Source organism: Proteus sp. G2675, assembly GCF_963886535.1.
GTDB lineage: Bacteria > Pseudomonadota > Gammaproteobacteria > Enterobacterales > Enterobacteriaceae > Proteus > Proteus mirabilis.
Window position 1 is genome coordinate 53,096 of record NZ_CAWPCB010000052.1, and the last position, 18,288, is coordinate 71,383.

Consider the following 18,288-nt stretch of genomic DNA (forward strand, 5'->3'; position numbering starts at 1 on the left):
ATATTAGATTAATAAATTATATATAACAATACAATTATAACGTTAAAAATCCATTGTATTGGCAAAGTATTAATTGCATCAATAAAAAAAGCTTTTACACGTTGTATTAGTCGAAAAACCATCACTTAATATAATTTTTAAAATATCAATTAAGTGATGGTGTTATTTTTACTCAAAAGCCATCATGCTAATAATTAACATAATGTGGCGATAATCACCTGATCGGCATTAAATAACGCTGTTACGGTATCATTAATATGTAGCTTTTGTTGTGTAACATGCTGGTTAGAACAAGTCGCACACACTTCTAATCCACCTTCTAACGTTACCACTAATTCGCTATTTTCATTACCCGTTTCAATTTGGGTTAGGGTGCCTGATAGCGCATTGTCATATTGTTGTGCTACAGAGGCGCCTTTTTCTATATTGACCCATGGCGCTTTAATTAAAACGAGTACTTCTTTGCCTTCTTTAAGATTTAGACGATCGGCGCTTTTTTCAGTTAACGCCGCGCGAATAACCGTTTTTTGATCAGCAAGCTGAACATTAACATGTTGTTGTACTTGTAAGTGATCGCGTTCAATAATGGTGCCAAAAAATTGGTTTCTGGCACTGGTCTGTAACGAAAACCGTGAAATAGCCGCTAAAAGGCTGTCTAAAGGTAATGAATCGTCTTTTAATACATCAAAGGCTTTTTGTTGAATTTGTCCTAATAGATCATAAAGTTGTAGTAAGCGTTCACAATAATGAGTCAGTGTGGCGCCTCCACCCCCTTTACCGCCAGTTGCTCTATCAACAAGGAGTTCGTCAGCCAGTTGATTCATTTCATTGATAGCGTCCCAAGCACTTTTATAACTAATGCCCGCCATTTTCGCCCCTTGGCTAATTGAGCCTGTTGCTTTAATTTGTTTTAACAGCGCAACACGGCGTGGATCAGCAAAGAGCTTATCTTGAAGTTTCAGTGTCAGTAATATTTCTGCTTGCATAATGATAGGCTTCTTCTGGTTTGTCTGTTTATCGCATTTTTTGTGCCGACACAAAACGATAATTCTCTAGAATAGATACAACTATAGCGTTATTATTCGTTATTCGTGAAGAAATGCCAACTCTGGCTTTCCGAATATACCATGATAAAGAGGTTATCATGTTTGAATTATTGAAAAGTTTAGGGTTCGCTCTCTTGATGGTACCTGTTGTGATGGTACTTATCATGGGCATTATTTATGGTTTAGGCGAGATTTTTAACTTAATTTCACCTAGTCAGTCAAAGGCTGATAAAAAAGCATAATTACCCCTCTATTTAGAACAGCCCTTTATTGTGAAGGGCTGTTTTTTAATATTCCTCAAATACTCCTCAAATACTCGTCATACTTCAAGTTGTAGCGTTGTTGACTGCGTTCATTCGCACTAGTCACATACTGATGTATGCTCCTAGCGACTCATTCACTTGTCGCCTAGCTACACCTTGAATTATTTAGAGTATTTAGTATTTAGCTATTTAACTTCAAGTTGTCGCGTTGTTGACTGCGTTTATTCGCACTAGTCATATACTGATGTATGCTCCTAGCGACTCATTCACTTGTCGCCTAGCTACACCTTGAATTATTTAGAGTATTTAGCTGTTAGCTATTTAACTTCAAGTTGTCCCGTTGTTGACTGCGTTTCTATCTCCATTGCTATCGCCATTTTTGTCTCCCTATTTATCGCTATATTTATTGATATATAACCAATTTTAATCAACTTATCCTTTCATTTTACGTTATATCTTGATATATGCAGCGTGGTTATTGTCCTATTTAAGTGGAACTCAACATGAAAAAATTATCAGGTAAGTTACTGGCTGGTGCGATTATCTCTTTTGCTTTAGTGAGCCAAAGCATGGCATCGGAAAAAATAACGGTATTTGCGGCGGCTTCTCTCACTAATGCGCTTAATGAAATTTCGGCACAATATAAACAGGAAAAACAAGCGGATGTCGTTGCTTCTTATGCATCCTCTTCAACACTTGCTCGCCAAATTGAGCAAGGAGCACCTGCAAATCTATTTATTTCTGCCGATCAGCAGTGGATGGATTATGTTATTAATAAGAATTTAATGGTGACTGATTCACGACATACATTATTAGGTAACGACTTAGTGTTAATTGCTCCTAAAGATAGCAAATTAAACAATGTTGTTATTAATAAGGATACTAAATGGAAATCCTTACTTAATGGTGGAAAATTAGCTGTGGGTGATCCAGATCATGTACCTGTTGGTATCTATGCTAAAGAGTCATTAGAATATTTAGGTGCATGGGATGTGGTGAGTCCGGAAATGGCACGCACTAATAATGTTCGCAGCGGCATGGCATTAGTTGAACGAGATGAAGCACCATTAGGTATTGTCTATGGCTCTGATGCTGTTGCCAGTGACAAAGTGAAAGTGGTTGGGGTATTCCCAACTGATAGTCACAAACCTGTTGAGTATCCAATGGCAGTTGTAAAAGGACAGGATAATAAAGCTGTTCGTGATTTTTATGACTATCTAAAAACACCTCAAGCCGCAGAAATATTTAAGAAATACGGCTTTAGCCCACTTTAGGAATTATACTTTTGGAGATGTTAAGTGAATACGAATGGCAAGCGATTCTTTTAAGCCTTAAGGTATCGACAATTGCAGTAATAATTAGTCTTCCTTTTGGTATATTGATGGCTTGGCTATTAGTTAGGGTTCGTTTTCCCGGTAAATCATTGCTTGATAGCATTATTCATTTACCTTTAGTTTTACCTCCCGTTGTTGTTGGTTATCTATTATTAATTAGCATGGGGAGACGCGGATTTATTGGTGAATGGCTATATAATTGGTTTGGATTTAGTTTTACCTTCAGTTGGCGAGGGGCGGCACTTGCCTCAGCTGTTGTGGCATTTCCACTGATGGTAAGAGCAATTAGACTAGCACTAGAAGCTGTCGACCAACGTATGGAACAAGCGGCAAGAACATTAGGCGCATCACCATTACGTGTCTTTTTTACTATAACGTTACCATTATCTATGCCCGGCATTATTGCGGGGATCGTATTGGCCTTTGCTCGCTCATTAGGTGAATTTGGCGCCACAATCACTTTCGTCTCCAATATTCCAGGGGAAACCAGAACGATCCCTTTGGCTATGTATACGTTAATTGAAACACCGGGGGCAGAAATGGATGCCGCCCGTTTATGTGTCATTGCAATTATTTTGGCGCTCGTCTCTTTAATGGCTTCAGAGTGGCTAACTCGTTGGGGGCGTAAAAGATTGGGGGGCGTATGCTAGAGATGAATTTTAAACAGACACTGGGCTCTTTGTGTCTGGAAGTGAATACTCAATTACCAACAGAAAGTATCACGGCGGTATTTGGCTTATCTGGCGCAGGTAAAACGTCGCTCATTAATGTGATTGGTGGTTTAACCAAACCTGATTCAGGACATATTGTGTTAAATAATCACACATTGGTGGATATTGAGAAGAAAATTTATCTGCCACCCGAAAAGCGCAAAGTAGGCTATGTATTTCAAGATGCACGGCTATTTCCTCATTATACCGTAAAAGGAAATTTACTTTACGGTATGTCACCAACAATGAAAGTACAGTTTGATAGAATTATTTATCTATTAGGTATCGAACATCTACTTTCGCGTTTTCCTATTACGCTATCTGGTGGTGAAAAACAACGTGTGGCTATTGGACGTGCATTATTAACTGCACCCGATATTATGCTAATGGATGAACCATTGGCCTCTCTTGATTTACCCCGCAAGCGTGAATTATTACCCTATTTAGAAAAACTTTCACAAGATGTACAAATACCTATTTTGTATGTGAGTCATAGTCTAGATGAGATTATTCGACTTGCTGATAATGTGATTGTTATGGATGCCGGAAAAATTAAGGCAATGGGTAAGTTAGAAGATGTTTGGGCCAGTAGCGCATTACGCCCTTGGTTACAAAAAGAGACGTTAAGCAGTGTTGCAAATGTTATGGTCGTTGAACATCATAGCCATTATGCGATGACGGCGACCGCCTTTGGTAATCAAGTACTGTGGTTGCCACAAATCGAGGCAAAAATAGGTCGCGATGTGCGCGTTCGTATTGATGCTTCAGATGTATCGTTAACTACCACTCGCCCATCAAATAGTAGTATCCGTAATATATTACATATGAAAGTGGTCGAAATGATCAAACATGATGATCAGGTAGATGTGAAACTGGTTAATGATGGCAATTATTTATGGGCGCGGATCACCCCTTGGGCGAGAGATGAACTCAATATTCAAGAAGGGCAGTGGCTCTATGCGCAAATAAAAAGCATTTCACTAAGTCGCCATCTTTAATTTATTGATTTATAAAAATAAAGCCTCGTCATAGATGAGGCTTTGTTGTTTGAATAACAAGTATTTAAGACAAAATATATTTATGAATAGTCTCTGCAATACCGGGCTGATTATTATTTTTAGTCACCAGTTTAGCGCGTGCTTTGACCTCATCTGATGCGTTGCCCATAGCAACACCTAAACCAACATGCTCTAACATACTTAAGTCATTGAAGTTATCACCAAACGCCATAACATCACTCATCTTCATGCCATTAGCTTCAACCCAACGCTGTAAACGGCGACCTTTGCTATTACCTTTCTTGGCGATATCAACTTGATCGACCCAAGACCATTCACACTCTAAGCCGACTTGTTGTTCTACTTGTTCGATTAAAGCACGTAACTCATCGTGATTGGGGGTTGTGGTCGCTATTTTCCAGATAGAATCAACATGATGCATTGCTTGGTAAAAATCATCTACTTTGACTAAATTAGGGCGTTGTGCCAGAGGAAGAGTATCAGCCCAATTAAGTGTACGTTGTACGGCAGCGGTAAGTTGATCATACATCATTGCATCATCTGCATAGACTAAATGATGCACATCGGTTTGTTTAACCAAGTCGAGTACCGCGCGTGTTTCTTCGGGGGTTAAAGGATCAGATTCAAGCACTTTTTTACCGAGGTAGTCGTAAAGATAAGTACCATTACAACAGATAGCGGGTGTATCAAGATCTAGCGCTTGATAGAATGGATGAATAGCAACATGGTGACGACCTGTTACAATGAGTACTTTAACGCCCGCTTTTCTGGCAAGATTAAGAGCAGTTAAAGATCCCGGTAGGATACGTTTTTGGTCATCAAGCAATGTGCCATCAAGATCCAGTGCAATAACGCGGTACGACATAATAAGCCCCTTGATAGTATAAAGATGCAATGATGCTGATGTTACACGTTAACCTAGCAAAGATAAACTAGCTTAATCGTGACAGGTATCAGTTGGTTAAGTTATTATTCTTTATAAATCAATAGGTAATCGATTTTAAGGAGAAAGGATGAAACAGGTAGTCTATGTAGCAAGTCCAGAGAGTCATCAAATCCATGCGTATACATTAAATAGCGCGGGAGAGATGCATCTACTGCAGGTTGTTGAGGTTGCAGGACAAGTTCAACCTATGGTGGCTAGTGCAGATGGAAAACATCTTTATGTTGGCATTCGTCCTCATTTTAGTGTGGTGACCTTTGAAATCGCACCTGATGGCCAGTTAGAACAAAAAGCAATAACGGCAATTCCAAGTGCACCAGTTCATCTGTGCTTGGATAAAACAGAACGTTTTTTGTTTGTTCCTTCTTATCACCAAGGTAACTTAGCGGTATTGCCGATTAATCAACAAGGTATTGCTCAAGCACCAATACAACTTATTGAAGGATTAAATAAACCACACTCTTCTAATATTGATTGGCATAACAAGCAGCTTATTGTTCCCTGTTTAGGTGAAGATCATATTCGTCTATTTAATCTTTCAGAAGAGGGACATTTAAGTGAAGCGCGTAGCGAAGAGTTAACCACAGCAATAAATGCAGGGCCGCGTCATTTAGCGTTCAATCCTAATGGCGAAGTGTTTTATTGCCTTAATGAGTTAGATGCAACAATCAATGTTTATCGCCGTATGGGTGATCTTTATCGTTTAATGCAAACCATCGATATTGTGCCAGAAACTTTCAATAGCACACGTTGGGCCGCTGATATCCATATTACCCCAGACGGTCGTTTCCTCTATGCCAGTGAACGTTCGGAAAGCTTGATGAGTGTAATGGCAGTTTCAGAAGCAGGAGATCATCTACAACCTGTAGGTCATTATACAACACAGACACAACCACGCGGTTTTAATCTTGATAATACAGGAAATTATCTCATTTCTTGCGGTCAGAAATCTGATTTTGTCTCTGTTTCTCGTATTGATAGGCAAACCGGCGCATTAACGGAATTAGCTTGTTACCCAGTCGGAAAAGGGGCGATGTGGGTCACTGTAGTCACCAAATAAGTATTGCTTGCTCTCTAGCGGTAGATGATGCCGCTAGAGATATTAAAACAAAATAATTAATTGGTAAGATTAACCGCTTTCTCAATTGCTTGAGTGAGTTTAGTGAGCTTTTCAGGTGATATAATATAAGGAGGCATAATATAAATCAGTTGACCAAAAGGTCGTATCCAAACCCCTTCATCGACAAAGTATTTCTGTAGTTTAGCCATATTGACTGGCTCAACCATTTCTACGACACCAATAGCACCAAGTACCCGCACATCTTTAACGCTTTTTGCTTGCTTTAAGGGTAACAATTCGGTTTTAAGTTGATCTTCAATTTGGGCGACTTGATTAACCCAGTGACCTTGCTCTAATAGTGATAAACTAGCATTCGCTACCGCACAGGCAAGAGGATTCCCCATATAGGTAGGGCCATGCATAAAGCAACCTGCATCACCTTGGCTGATAGTATCGGCAATATGGCGTGTAGTTAACGTGGCGGATAGCGTCATATAGCCACCTGTTAATGCTTTACCTACACACATAATATCGGGGGAGATCCCCGCGTGTTCACAAGCAAATAATTTACCGGTTCTGCCAAATCCAGTGGCGATTTCATCGGCAATTAATAACACATTAAATTCATCACATAACGCTCGAGCTTGTGTTAAATACTCTGGGTGGTATATGCGCATACCACCAGCCCCTTGGACGATTGGCTCTAGCATCACAGCGGCAATATGTTGATGATGTTGCGCTAATGTGGTGCGTAAAGCGTCTATATCAGTAACGTCCCACGGTTGATAAAATCCGGTTTTTGGCGCTTCGACAAACAGATGATTCGGCAGGTAGCCTTTGTAGAGACTATGCATCGAATTGTCAGGATCACACACCGACATCGCGCCAAAAGTATCACCATGATAACCGCGTTTTAATGCCACAATGCGCTGGCGTTTTTCACCTTTTGCCTGCCAATATTGCAATGCCATTTTTATCGCCACTTCAACCGCTACAGAGCCTGAATCAGCGAGGAAAATACACTCTAGTGGTGCGGGAGTGATAGCCAATAGTTTTCGACATAGAGCAACCGCTGGGGGATGGGTGATACCGCCAAACATCACATGGGACATTGCTGCTAGTTGTTCTGTTACCGCCGTATTGAGTTCAGGGTGGTTATAGCCGTGGATCGCAGCCCACCATGAAGACATACCATCAATTAATTGTTTGCCATTCGCTAAAGTGAGTTCAACCCCTTTTGCACTTACGATTGGATAAGCCGGTAATGGGTTACTCATCGAGGTATAAGGGTGCCAAATATGGCGTAAATCAAAAGCAATATCATCGGGTGTCATTTTACTTTCCAGTTAATCATGTAAACCTAGTGTGATCAATTTTAGTTGACATGATAACCCTATTATTTAAACTGGCAATCACTTTTGAACAGGAGAATGTATTGTGAGTACGTTAAAACGTTGGACATTAAAAGAAGCTAGGGCACTGTTTGATATGCCATTTTTAGATTTGGTTTTTCAAGCGCAACAAGTGCATCGTCAACATTTTGATCCTTCACAAATTCAAGTCAGCACCTTACTGTCGATAAAAACAGGCGCTTGTCCTGAAGATTGTAAATATTGTGCCCAAAGTGCGCGCTATAAAACAGGGTTAGAAAAAGAGCGCTTAATGGAAGTACAACAAGTGATTGAATCAGCCAAAAAAGCAAAAGCAGCAGGTTCAACCCGTTTTTGTATGGGCGCGGCTTGGCGTAATCCACATGAGCGTGATATGCCTTATCTTGAGCAGATGGTCAAAGAAGTGAAAGCGCTAGGTATGGAAACCTGTATGACATTGGGTAAGCTTGATGATTCACAAGCCTCACGCTTAGCACAAGCCGGACTGGATTTTTATAACCATAATCTTGATACATCACCTGAGTTTTACGGCAGCATTATTACCACCCGGACATATCAAGACCGTTTAGATACCTTAGATAAAGTACGTAATGCTGGCATTAAAGTGTGCTCTGGAGGCATTTTAGGTTTAGGGGAAGAGGTCAAAGATAGAGCCGCTATGTTAGTGCAATTAGCTAACTTACCGCAACCGCCGGAAAGTGTACCTATCAATATGTTAGCCAAAATTAAAGGTACGCCACTGGCTGATAATGAAGATGTCGATCCCTTTGATTTTATTCGGACTATTGCTGTTGCTCGTATTATGATGCCTCGCTCTTATGTGCGACTTTCAGCAGGGCGTGAACAAATGAGTGAACAAACGCAAGCATTCTGTTTTATGGCTGGCGCAAACTCCATTTTTTATGGTTGCAAATTATTAACGACCACGAATCCCACTGAAGATAAAGATCACCAATTATTCCGTAAGCTTGGTTTAAATCCTGAAAGATTATCTGTCTCAATGGGCGATCAGCAACAAGAAGACGTGTTGCTACAAGCTGTTGCTGAAAAAGACACCGAACAATTTTATAACGCGGCACTGTAATGAGTTGGCAAAACTATCTAGATAAGCGACTTAATGAGCGTAGAAATACGCCATTATGGCGAAAAAGACAGGTGATCCAGCATAGTAATGGACGCTATTTAACCACACTGTCTGGTGATAAATATGTTAATTTTTCTGGTAACGATTATTTAGGGATAAGCCAACATCCTGATGTTATTCAAGCATGGCAACGTGGTGCGAATGAATATGGTATAGGGAGTGGGGGATCGGGTCATATTACCGGTTTTACACAGGCCCATCAGCAGTTAGAGCAACAACTCGCTGACTGGTTAGGGTACGATCATGCGCTATTATTTTCTTCAGGTTATAGTGCTAATCAAGGTGTTATTGCGACATTACTTGAAAAAGAAGATGCCATCATTGCCGATAAACTTTGTCATGCTTCATTAATGGAAGCGGCTATCTTATCACCGGCGAGTTTATGGCGCTTTTTGCATAATTCTGCGCCATCTCTATCTCAGCGACTTCATAAAACCTCTGCGAATAAAAGCTTAGTCGTGACAGAAGGGGTTTTTAGCATGGATGGTGATAAAGCGCCATTAGCGGCTATGGCAGAAATAAGTCAACAGCATCAGGCGTGGTTAATGGTTGATGATGCGCATGGTATTGGCGTGTTAGGTAAAGAAGGTAAAGGGAGTTGCCATGAAGCAGGGATTAAACCTGAGTTATTAATAGCGACTTTTGGTAAAGCCTTTGGCATTAGTGGTGCGGCTGTACTGTGTAATAAGGCGACTGCTGAGTTTTTCGAACAATATTCACGTCACTTAATTTACAGTACCTCAATGCCCCCCGCACAAGCCGTTGCTTTACATGCAGCGTTAAAAGTTATTAAACAAGATGATGAAGGACGAGAATATCTTCAACAACTTATTAGCTTTTTCCGTCAAGGTGTCTCATCACTTCCAGTCACATTATTACCTTCACAAACAGCCATTCAACCGTTAATTATTGGTGATGAACTACGCTGTCAACAACTTTCAGACTATTTACAACGTGAAGGTTTCTGGGTAAAAGCGATCTTTCCACCGACTGTACCCCCTCACAGCGCACGTTTACGCATTACTTTAACGACTCGTCACCAAATTTCCGACATTGCGATGTTAATCGAGCTTCTTCATGGTTTCTTCAATCAAAACAGATAAACAGCAGATAGCCCAGTGTTTTAGTAAAGCGGCTAGCCATTATGATCATCATGCCTCTATTCAACGTTATAGTGGTGATAAATTGATGTATTTAGCTCGCCACCAAGCTGGGGATAGGGTGCTAGATGCGGGGTGTGGCACTGGGTATTTCAGTCAAAAATGGCGACAACAAGGGCGGTTTGTTATCGCACTTGATTTATCTCATGCCATGTTACAAGTGGCGAGACAACAACAACGGGCTAATTGTTATTTACAAAGTGATATTGAGCACTGTGCGCTCACCCCCCACAGCATAGATATCGTTTTTAGCAATTTAGCTATGCAGTGGTGTGATGATCTTGCCATTGCGGTAAATAGCTTAATGAGTGTCGTCAATCCACAAGGGGCGCTCTATTTTTCTACGTTAGCAACATCAACGTTACAAGAGGTACGAGACGCTTGGCAGTTTCTTGATAACCACCAACATGTTAACCCGTTCCTCTCTTACCAACAGATTGAACAAGCCTGTAGTGGTTTTCAATATCAATTTGTGACTGAAAAGGTGACAGAACAATATGCATCATTGCCTGAGCTTTTTACCTCATTAAAAGGGGTAGGCGCGAATTTTGTGCAAGGAGAACGGCCAAAAGGATTAATGACACGCCAAAAACTGCGTCAATTAGAGCAAGTTTGGCGCAAAACAGACTCTGGTAAATATTTACTTACTTATGAACTCGTTATAGGAAAGATTTCTCATGGCTAAAACATGGTTTTTAACAGGAACAGATACCGAAGTCGGTAAAACCGTCGTAAGTAGTGCATTATTACAATGCGCTACACAACAAGGATATCAAACGGCGGGTTATAAACCTGTTGCATCTGGCAGCGAATGGTTACCTGAAGGTTTACGTAATAGTGATGCATTAACGTTACAACAGTTTAGTAGCGTCCCTTTGGCTTATCAGCAAGTGAATCCCTATTGCTTTGAAACCCCCACATCACCTCATATTGTGAGCGAAGAGACAAAACAACCTATTGATTTTCAGGTTATGTCCAAGGGGTTATCTTATCTGCAACAACGCGCAGATTGGGTATTAGTTGAAGGTGCTGGGGGATGGTTTACGCCACTATCAGCAAACCAATTCTTTGCAGATTGGGTGATTGAAGAAAAATTACCGGTTATTTTAACGGTGGGTATTAAATTAGGTTGTATTAATCATGCATTATTAACGCAACAAGCTATTTGGCAATCAGGGTTGACTTTAGCGGGCTGGGTAGCAAATGAAGTAGAGCCTGCCGGACGGTATCAACAGCAGTATTTAGCTACTTTAATGACGCATATTAAAGCACCACTTTTAGGTAAAATTCCTTATTTAACACAAGACGTTAAACAACATAATTTTACCTCTTATCTTGATCTCTCTTATCTCAAATCACATTGATACATCATCATTGAGTCAATTTTAACAGCTTATTTTCATGTATAAAAAAATAAAAAAATTATTTTTTTGCTAAATATTAGGGTTATTTTTAATAAGAAAAAAAGCTGTAACCTACCGTGGTATAAGCACTTTGTTCAGTTATCCACTATTCCTGTGGATAACCTTGTGTATTACCATAATAAAAATACGCCAAATATAGAGAATACAAGGCATTGCTAAAGATTGGTGTTATTCTCAACTTTTATTTTTTATTGTTTATTATTAATAAGTTAAATAAAATCAATAGTGCGAAAGCGTCAACTTACTCTCAGTGATTTATCCCTAAAATAAGGGGTTGATTTTTTAAAAAACTTTTTGATTAAAATCTGGGGATAACTTAAATCCGTTATTCAGATTATTTTTTGTAAGATAGAGATTGAAGCTGGATTTTTATCCAGTATCATAAGGAGTGTCTGCGAGGAGATAAGAATATGAGCAAAGTTTTTAAACTGCATTCAGAATTTAAACCCGGTGGTGATCAACCTACTGCTATCGCTTCATTATGTGAAGGGTTAGAAGATGGGCTTGCTCACCAAACCTTATTAGGGGTAACCGGATCAGGTAAAACCTTCACTATTGCCAATGTGATAGCTAACCTAAATCGTCCTACTATGGTATTAGCGCCAAACAAAACGCTAGCTGCACAGCTTTATAGTGAAATGAAAGAGTTTTTCCCTGAAAATGCGGTGGAATACTTTGTCTCTTATTATGACTACTATCAACCTGAAGCCTATGTGCCAAGCTCCGATACCTTTATTGAAAAAGACGCCTCTGTTAACGAACATATCGAACAAATGCGTCTATCGGCTACAAAGGCACTCTTAGAGCGTAAAGACGTTATTGTGGTCTCTTCAGTTTCAGCTATTTATGGTTTGGGTGATCCTGATAGCTATTTAAAAATGATGCTACATTTAAGCAATGGCATGATTATTGACCAACGTGCGATTTTACGCCGACTTGCTGATTTGCAATATACCCGCAATGATCAGGCTTTTCAGCGCGGTACTTTCCGAGTCCGTGGTGAAGTGATCGATATCTTTCCTGCTGAATCTGATGACTACGCTTTACGTGTTGAATTATTTGATGAAGAGGTTGAGCGTTTATCGCTATTTGATCCTCTCACAGGACAAATTCATTACAATGTGCCACGTTTCACCGTCTATCCTAAAACCCACTATGTTACGCCGCGCGAGCGTATTCTGGATGCGATGGAAAAAATCAAACAGGAGCTAGCTGAAAGACGTAAGGTGCTATTAGCCAATGATAAATTGGTTGAAGAGCAGCGAGTTACCCAGCGCACTCAATTTGATTTAGAAATGATGAATGAATTGGGGTATTGCTCAGGTATTGAAAACTACTCTCGCTATCTTTCTGGTCGTGGGCCTGGTGAGCCACCACCAACGCTATTTGATTATTTGCCTGCTGATGGGTTATTAGTGATTGACGAATCACACGTTACTATTCCGCAAATTGGCGGCATGTATAAAGGCGACCGCTCACGTAAAGAGACGTTAGTGGAATATGGCTTCCGGTTGCCTTCTGCATTGGATAACCGTCCATTGCGTTTTGAAGAGTTTGAAGCATTAGCACCACAAACCATTTATGTCTCAGCAACACCGGGAAAATATGAGCTAGAAAAATCAGGTAATGACATTGTAGAACAGGTGGTTAGACCTACAGGCTTACTTGATCCGGTGGTTGAAGTTCGCCCTGTTGCCACACAGGTTGATGATTTATTATCAGAAATACGTATACGAGCAGCTAAAAATGAACGTGTATTAGTGACAACATTAACAAAACGTATGGCGGAGGATTTGACCGAATATCTTGAAGAGCATGGTGAACGGGTACGTTATTTGCACTCAGATATTGATACCGTCGAGCGGGTTGAAATTATCCGAGATTTACGTCTAGGTGAATTTGATGTGCTGGTGGGGATAAACTTACTTCGTGAAGGGTTAGATATGCCCGAAGTCTCTCTTGTGGCGATTTTAGATGCAGATAAAGAGGGATTCTTACGTTCAGAACGTTCGCTTATTCAGACGATTGGTCGTGCTGCTCGTAACCTTGAAGGTAAAGCTATTTTATATGGCGATAAAATAACAGATTCTATGGCGAAAGCCATTGGTGAGACAGAACGTCGTCGGGAAAAACAGCAACAATTTAACCTTGAACATGGCATTGTGCCAAAAGGCTTGAATAAGAAAATTGGTGATATTCTTAAGATTGGTCAACCGACTCAAGGCCGTAATAAGAAAGGACATAAAGCGGTTGATACTCATGAAGATTATCCATTACTTTCTACGGCTGAATTAGAAAAAGAAATTCAGCGCTTAGAAACGGAAATGTATCAACATGCTAAAGATCTTGAATTTGAAAAAGCGGCTCAAACACGGGATAAATTACAAACTTTGCGTGCGCAATTTATTGCTAATTCTTAATAAGAAAATGTAAGTAGATAGGCTTACAAAGGGCGTTATAGCTTTTATAGCGCTCTTTTTTTGTTCTCTCTTTGTCAATTATTATCTATTTTGTTATTCCCTTCCTGGCAATCAACTGTTTAAATATTACAACTAACAAACAGTCAATGATTTACAAAGATAAAAAAGACATTAAGGATAGTGAATGAGTGGTTATGTGTATGCAGGGTTTCCAAGCTCTGTAGGAGTCATTATTGGTGGTTTTTTCCTCGTGATACTTTTTAAGTGGTTACGATTTGCATTGCAAGACAATAAATTACCCACTGCTACAATGCCAGCAACAACAGAGCCTGAGCCCGTTTTATCGTCTCCAGCAACAGAAAGCCCAGTAAATCAGTTATTACCCAAAGAATGGGGATTATATGTCGCAGCCCCTTATGCGGTAATGAATGAGTGGGCATATAACGAATATAATCAAGGTAAAGATGATGGTGGGCTATCAGCGGCTTGGGGAGTTAATGATCGGTGGGATTTAATCTACCAATTATTTTGGTTGCTGACTCAAGGTCATACCAATGACTTTTACCAGTTACGTGACCAGATTTTGAATGGCAAAGAAGAAGATATTCAATCATTAAAAAACGATATTTTATTATCTGATTTAACTGAAAATGATAAAAATGAACGTTTATGGCAAATCGATATGATGAACACCAATCGAATGAATATCCAAAATGTAAAATATCTTATTTGGGATCTTTGTCGTTTTAACAAGCTTTGCTTAGAAGGCTGCCAACAAGGTTATATTACCCAGCAAGAAGCACAAACATGGTCATTAATGAGTGCATCAATGCTACGTCGTATTTATGATGGTTGGGAAGATATGTGGCAAAACTTTATTGCTACTCGTTGGTTATGGGCAAGTGGTGATCAAAATTGGGCATCATCACATCAAACATTTTCCGATGTCGTACAAAATATACTCAAAGCAGAAAATACCTTAGCGACAGAAGAAAACTGGGTGATGGAGCTACCGCCATTAGATTTAATGTCTTTTACACGAGCCGTAGCTGGATTAGGTTTTATGAAAAATGATGTGCCTATGACACTGGCTGAAATAGAAGAAATGATCAGCGAACGCATTACTTTAAAAACACTTAATAGCTAATTGTCTATTTGTAAAACAAAATTACACAGTTAAAGTAAAAAAATAATCTAATAAAGACTAATTAACCGCACTGAGATAGATAATGATTTTAGTGCGGTTTTTTGATTGGTATAACGATTAACTCGCTGTACAAGCGGTATTACGTTGACCTAATTGCTGAAGTGTTAATTCAATAGCTTTACTTAATAGGTGCCTATCATGACGGTAAGGAATATCTTTCGCCTCTAATTGCGCTTGAACAATCAATCGTCCTTTCATTGATTCATATTGTGTTTCTGGACTAATAATCACGGCATCAATAGTTTGTAAGCCAATATAGGTTTCCATCATGGCGATTTTATCTGACATCGTCATACTTGCAGCCGCAGGGCTAAGCTCTTTACCTAAATTACCAATATAAATAGTAGTGGCACTGCTACGACGTAATGCTTTAGCTAAATCAGGTAGCAACAATAAAGGCATCAAACTGGTAAAAAAACTGCCCGGGCCAATTAAAATTAAATCAGCTTGCTCAATGGCTTCAATGGCTTCTCGTGTGGTGGTGACGTCTGGATAGAGTTTTAATTGACGAGGCATCCTCGGTAAATTATCTACATTGACCTCGCCATATATTTCATTTCCTTCATCATCAATGGCCATTAAATCAACCGCTTGTTCTGACATAGGAATAAGATGAGCATTGACTCTAAGTAGACCGCGGATAAGATTAATTGCTTCTAATGGGCGAACGCTTAAGTTATCTAAGGCCTTTAGCATAAGATTACCTAAGTTGTGTCCAGCAAGCTCTCCTGTGCCTGAGAAACGGTATTCAAACATCGCAGAAGCAACGGAAGGCTCTGTGATTAATTGATTAATACAATTGCGCATATCTCCCCACGCGATACCGCCTTCGTCTTTACGAATACGTCCCGTGGAGCCACCATTATCTGTTGTCGTGACAATCCCCGTAAGGCGAGTTCCTAAATAGGAGAGTGCTGAAAGCACACGTCCAAGGCCATGACCTCCACCAAGGGCTACAACACGATCTAAATCACTTAGCGTGCGATTTCGCATAATTGTCTTACTCACTTTTAAAAATTTGCCGCTAATTTATCACAATTATAATTTAAGCCTATGATCACGGCGTGATTTCATCACATTCTTAATCTTGAATGAGTATCGATTGCTGGTTATTTAGACAAATAAAAGGGAAGAGTAAGGGGGAGTGTAAATAGAATAAAAATAAAAAAAGTGTTGTAAGTCGTTGTATTGTAAATTATATAACGAAAACAATATTCGCTTTTTATTAAATAAACAGGTAAAATCCACACATAAAATATTGGTATAAGAACCTGTTAAAAACAGGTAAAGATTAACTCCTAGCCTTAACATCTAAGTCAACAAGCTTTATCCAAAGGATATGATGTTCTGGCCGTGACTAACTAAGTCACCAGGGTGCACGGTAGAAATGCCCGCATCTCCCGAATTTGGAAAGGTGTTATTATGCAACAACTTGTTGATGCGTTTTCCCGCAAATTTTTCTATTTACGTCTATCAATCACAGACGTGTGTAATTTCCGTTGCACTTACTGCTTACCTAATGGCTACAAGCCAAATGGTCATAAGTCCTTTCTATCACTGGATGAAATCCGCCGACTGACTCACTCTTTTGCTGAATTAGGCACAGAAAAAATCCGTTTAACGGGTGGTGAGCCTACGATGCGTCGAGATTTTACTGATATTATCGCGACCATTAATGAAAACCCAGCCATTAAAAAGATTGCCGTGACAACGAACGGCTATCGTTTAGCCCGTGATGTTGCACAATGGCGTGATGCGGGGCTAAGTGCGATAAATGTCAGTGTTGATAGCTTAGATCCCCGCCAATTTCATGCCATTACCGGGCAAGATAAATTCCATCAAGTGATGGAAGGAATAGACGCTGCTTTTACGGCAGGTTATGACAAAGTGAAAGTCAATGTTGTGCTAATGCGCAACGTAAATGATAAAAACTTGCCTGATTTTCTCCATTGGATCAAAGACAGACCGATACAACTACGCTTTATTGAACTAATGGAAACTGGTGATGGTAGTGATGTTTTTAATCGCTTTCATTTATCTGGTGAAGTGATCCGCCAACGTTTACTTAACGAAGGTTGGCTACAAATTCCTCGCGCCCGTAGTGATGGGCCAGCTCAAGTCTTTACTCATCCTGATTATCAAGGTGAAATTGGTCTTATCATGCCTTATGAAAAAGACTTTTGTGTCACCTGTAACCGTTTACGCGTTTCTGCGATTGGTAATCTTCATCTTTGCTTATTTGGCGAAAATGGTATTCCTTTACGCGATTTATTGGCTGATGATGCACAACAACAAGCTCTACAACAGCGTATTCAGGGTGGACTTCTTCATAAAAGAGAAACACATTTTCTTCATCAGGGCGATAGTGGTATTACCCCTAATCTTTCTGTGATTGGTGGATAAGTTTTTTCGCTCTGTTATTTAGTTAATTTCAGGAGTTGTGCATGTCTCAACTAACTCATATTAATGCTGCCGGTGAAGCGCATATGGTGGATGTTAGCGCCAAAGCTGAAACCGTACGTGAAGCGCGAGCAGAAGCCTTTGTTGAAATGTCAGCAGAAACCTTAGCAATGATAACCGAAGGTCGACACCATAAGGGAGATGTCTTTGCTACCGCACGTATTGCGGGTATTCAAGCAGCCAAAAGAACATGGGAATTAATTCCTTTATGTCATCCATTGCTGTTAACCAAAGTTGAAGTCCATTTAGAAGCCCTTACAGACTCAAATCGTGTGCGTATTGAATCAGTGTGTCGCTTAACAGGTAAAACGGGGGTTGAAATGGAAGCTCTCACTGCCGCATCAGTGGCCGCATTGACTATCTATGATATGTGCAAAGCAGTACAAAAAGATATGGTCATAGGATCTGTGCGTTTATTAGAAAAAACCGGTGGTAAATCGGGACACTTTAAGGTGGATGCATGATTAAGGTTCTTTTTTTCGCCCAAGTGCGTGAATTAGTGGGTGTTGATTCACTGGAATTACAAAATGATTATCCAACAGTGGATGATTTACGCCGTGCTTTAATTAACAAAGGCGAGCGTTGGGCATTAGCACTTGAAGATGGCAAATTGTTATCCGCGGTAAATCAATCCTTTGTTCAAGGCACTTATGCCATTAAAGACGGTGATGAAGTGGCTTTTTTCCCACCTGTAACAGGGGGCTAAG

Annotated in this window: 18 protein-coding genes and 1 riboswitch; of the genes, 14 read left to right on the forward strand and 4 right to left on the reverse strand. The window is 39.9% G+C overall.

Annotated elements, in window-relative coordinates; translation table 11 throughout:
- Positions 1 to 194: 194 nt before the first annotated feature.
- Positions 195 to 986 carry a molybdenum-dependent transcriptional regulator gene (gene modE / locus AACQ49_RS16600; RefSeq protein WP_004244449.1) on the reverse strand — a complete coding sequence of 264 codons (792 nt, stop codon included), beginning with the start codon at positions 984 to 986 and terminating at the stop codon, positions 195 to 197.
- Between the two features lie 158 nt (positions 987 to 1,144).
- Here modE and AACQ49_RS16605 point away from each other — a divergent pair, with 158 nt between their 5' ends.
- The 4 genes from AACQ49_RS16605 (at position 1,145) to modC (ending at position 4,351) form a co-directional block, all read left to right on the forward strand.
- Positions 1,145 to 1,288: an AcrZ family multidrug efflux pump-associated protein gene (locus AACQ49_RS16605; RefSeq protein WP_004247559.1), complete on the forward strand. Its 144-nt coding sequence runs from the start codon at positions 1,145 to 1,147 to the stop codon at positions 1,286 to 1,288.
- Between the two features lie 524 nt (positions 1,289 to 1,812).
- Positions 1,813 to 2,583, forward strand: coding sequence for a molybdate ABC transporter substrate-binding protein (gene modA, locus AACQ49_RS16610; protein ID WP_004244452.1), 771 nt, complete (start codon positions 1,813 to 1,815; stop codon positions 2,581 to 2,583).
- 17 nt (positions 2,584 to 2,600) lie between these two features.
- Positions 2,601 to 3,293: a molybdate ABC transporter permease subunit gene (gene modB / locus AACQ49_RS16615; RefSeq protein ID WP_004244453.1), complete on the forward strand. Its 693-nt coding sequence runs from the start codon at positions 2,601 to 2,603 to the stop codon at positions 3,291 to 3,293.
- A complete protein-coding gene (gene modC, locus AACQ49_RS16620; protein WP_004244454.1) occupies positions 3,287 to 4,351 on the forward strand; it encodes a molybdenum ABC transporter ATP-binding protein ModC in 1,065 nt (354 codons plus the stop codon). The genes modB and modC overlap by 7 nt, the downstream gene beginning before the upstream one ends.
- A gap of 64 nt (positions 4,352 to 4,415) precedes the next feature.
- On the opposite strand, the gene AACQ49_RS16625 is transcribed toward modC, so the two are convergent.
- Positions 4,416 to 5,237, reverse strand: a complete 822-nt coding sequence (locus AACQ49_RS16625; protein ID WP_012367674.1) for a pyridoxal phosphatase — start codon at positions 5,235 to 5,237, stop codon at positions 4,416 to 4,418.
- A gap of 148 nt (positions 5,238 to 5,385) precedes the next feature.
- Between AACQ49_RS16625 and pgl the strand changes: the two genes are divergently transcribed.
- Positions 5,386 to 6,375, forward strand: a complete 990-nt coding sequence (gene pgl / locus AACQ49_RS16630; protein ID WP_036919993.1) for a 6-phosphogluconolactonase — start codon at positions 5,386 to 5,388, stop codon at positions 6,373 to 6,375.
- Between the two features lie 56 nt (positions 6,376 to 6,431).
- Here the strand turns inward: pgl and bioA are convergent, their stop codons facing one another.
- Entirely contained in the window at positions 6,432 to 7,709 is a 1,278-nt protein-coding gene (gene bioA, locus AACQ49_RS16635; protein ID WP_049198756.1) for an adenosylmethionine--8-amino-7-oxononanoate transaminase, read from the reverse strand.
- A gap of 103 nt (positions 7,710 to 7,812) precedes the next feature.
- Here bioA and bioB point away from each other — a divergent pair, with 103 nt between their 5' ends.
- From bioB to AACQ49_RS16665, 6 genes are all read left to right on the forward strand, one after another.
- Positions 7,813 to 8,850: a biotin synthase BioB gene (bioB, locus tag AACQ49_RS16640; protein ID WP_004244460.1), complete on the forward strand. Its 1,038-nt coding sequence runs from the start codon at positions 7,813 to 7,815 to the stop codon at positions 8,848 to 8,850.
- Positions 8,850 to 10,013, forward strand: coding sequence for an 8-amino-7-oxononanoate synthase (gene bioF, locus AACQ49_RS16645; RefSeq protein WP_036971806.1), 1,164 nt, complete (start codon positions 8,850 to 8,852; stop codon positions 10,011 to 10,013). The genes bioB and bioF overlap by 1 nt, the downstream gene beginning before the upstream one ends.
- Entirely contained in the window at positions 9,988 to 10,755 is a 768-nt protein-coding gene (bioC, locus tag AACQ49_RS16650) for a malonyl-ACP O-methyltransferase BioC (protein ID WP_017628466.1), read from the forward strand. The genes bioF and bioC overlap by 26 nt, the downstream gene beginning before the upstream one ends.
- Positions 10,748 to 11,434 (forward strand): dethiobiotin synthase, encoded by a 687-nt coding sequence (gene bioD, locus AACQ49_RS16655; protein WP_004247565.1) that lies wholly within the window; start codon positions 10,748 to 10,750, stop codon positions 11,432 to 11,434. The genes bioC and bioD overlap by 8 nt, the downstream gene beginning before the upstream one ends.
- 470 nt (positions 11,435 to 11,904) lie before the next feature.
- A complete protein-coding gene (uvrB, locus tag AACQ49_RS16660; protein ID WP_004247566.1) occupies positions 11,905 to 13,914 on the forward strand; it encodes an excinuclease ABC subunit UvrB in 2,010 nt (669 codons plus the stop codon).
- Between the two features lie 184 nt (positions 13,915 to 14,098).
- Complete coding sequence (locus AACQ49_RS16665; RefSeq protein ID WP_004244470.1) at positions 14,099 to 15,061, forward strand: DUF1266 domain-containing protein; 963 nt, start codon at positions 14,099 to 14,101, stop codon at positions 15,059 to 15,061.
- Between the two features lie 117 nt (positions 15,062 to 15,178).
- Here AACQ49_RS16665 and AACQ49_RS16670 read toward each other — a convergent pair whose 3' ends face one another.
- On the reverse strand, positions 15,179 to 16,114 hold the full coding sequence (locus tag AACQ49_RS16670) for a gluconeogenesis factor YvcK family protein (RefSeq protein ID WP_004244471.1): 936 nt from the start codon (positions 16,112 to 16,114) through the stop codon (positions 15,179 to 15,181).
- 290 nt (positions 16,115 to 16,404) lie between these two features.
- A riboswitch (molybdenum cofactor riboswitch) is annotated at positions 16,405 to 16,554 on the forward strand.
- Here AACQ49_RS16670 and moaA point away from each other — a divergent pair.
- From moaA to moaD, 3 genes are all read left to right on the forward strand, one after another.
- Positions 16,544 to 17,524, forward strand: a complete 981-nt coding sequence (moaA, locus tag AACQ49_RS16675) for a GTP 3',8-cyclase MoaA (RefSeq protein WP_004244473.1) — start codon at positions 16,544 to 16,546, stop codon at positions 17,522 to 17,524. It overlaps the preceding riboswitch by 11 nt.
- A 41-nt stretch (positions 17,525 to 17,565) precedes the next feature.
- A complete protein-coding gene (gene moaC, locus AACQ49_RS16680) occupies positions 17,566 to 18,045 on the forward strand; it encodes a cyclic pyranopterin monophosphate synthase MoaC (protein WP_004247569.1) in 480 nt (159 codons plus the stop codon).
- Positions 18,042 to 18,287, forward strand: coding sequence for a molybdopterin synthase sulfur carrier subunit (gene moaD / locus AACQ49_RS16685; RefSeq protein ID WP_004252141.1), 246 nt, complete (start codon positions 18,042 to 18,044; stop codon positions 18,285 to 18,287). The genes moaC and moaD overlap by 4 nt, the downstream gene beginning before the upstream one ends.
- Position 18,288: the final 1 nt, after the last annotated feature.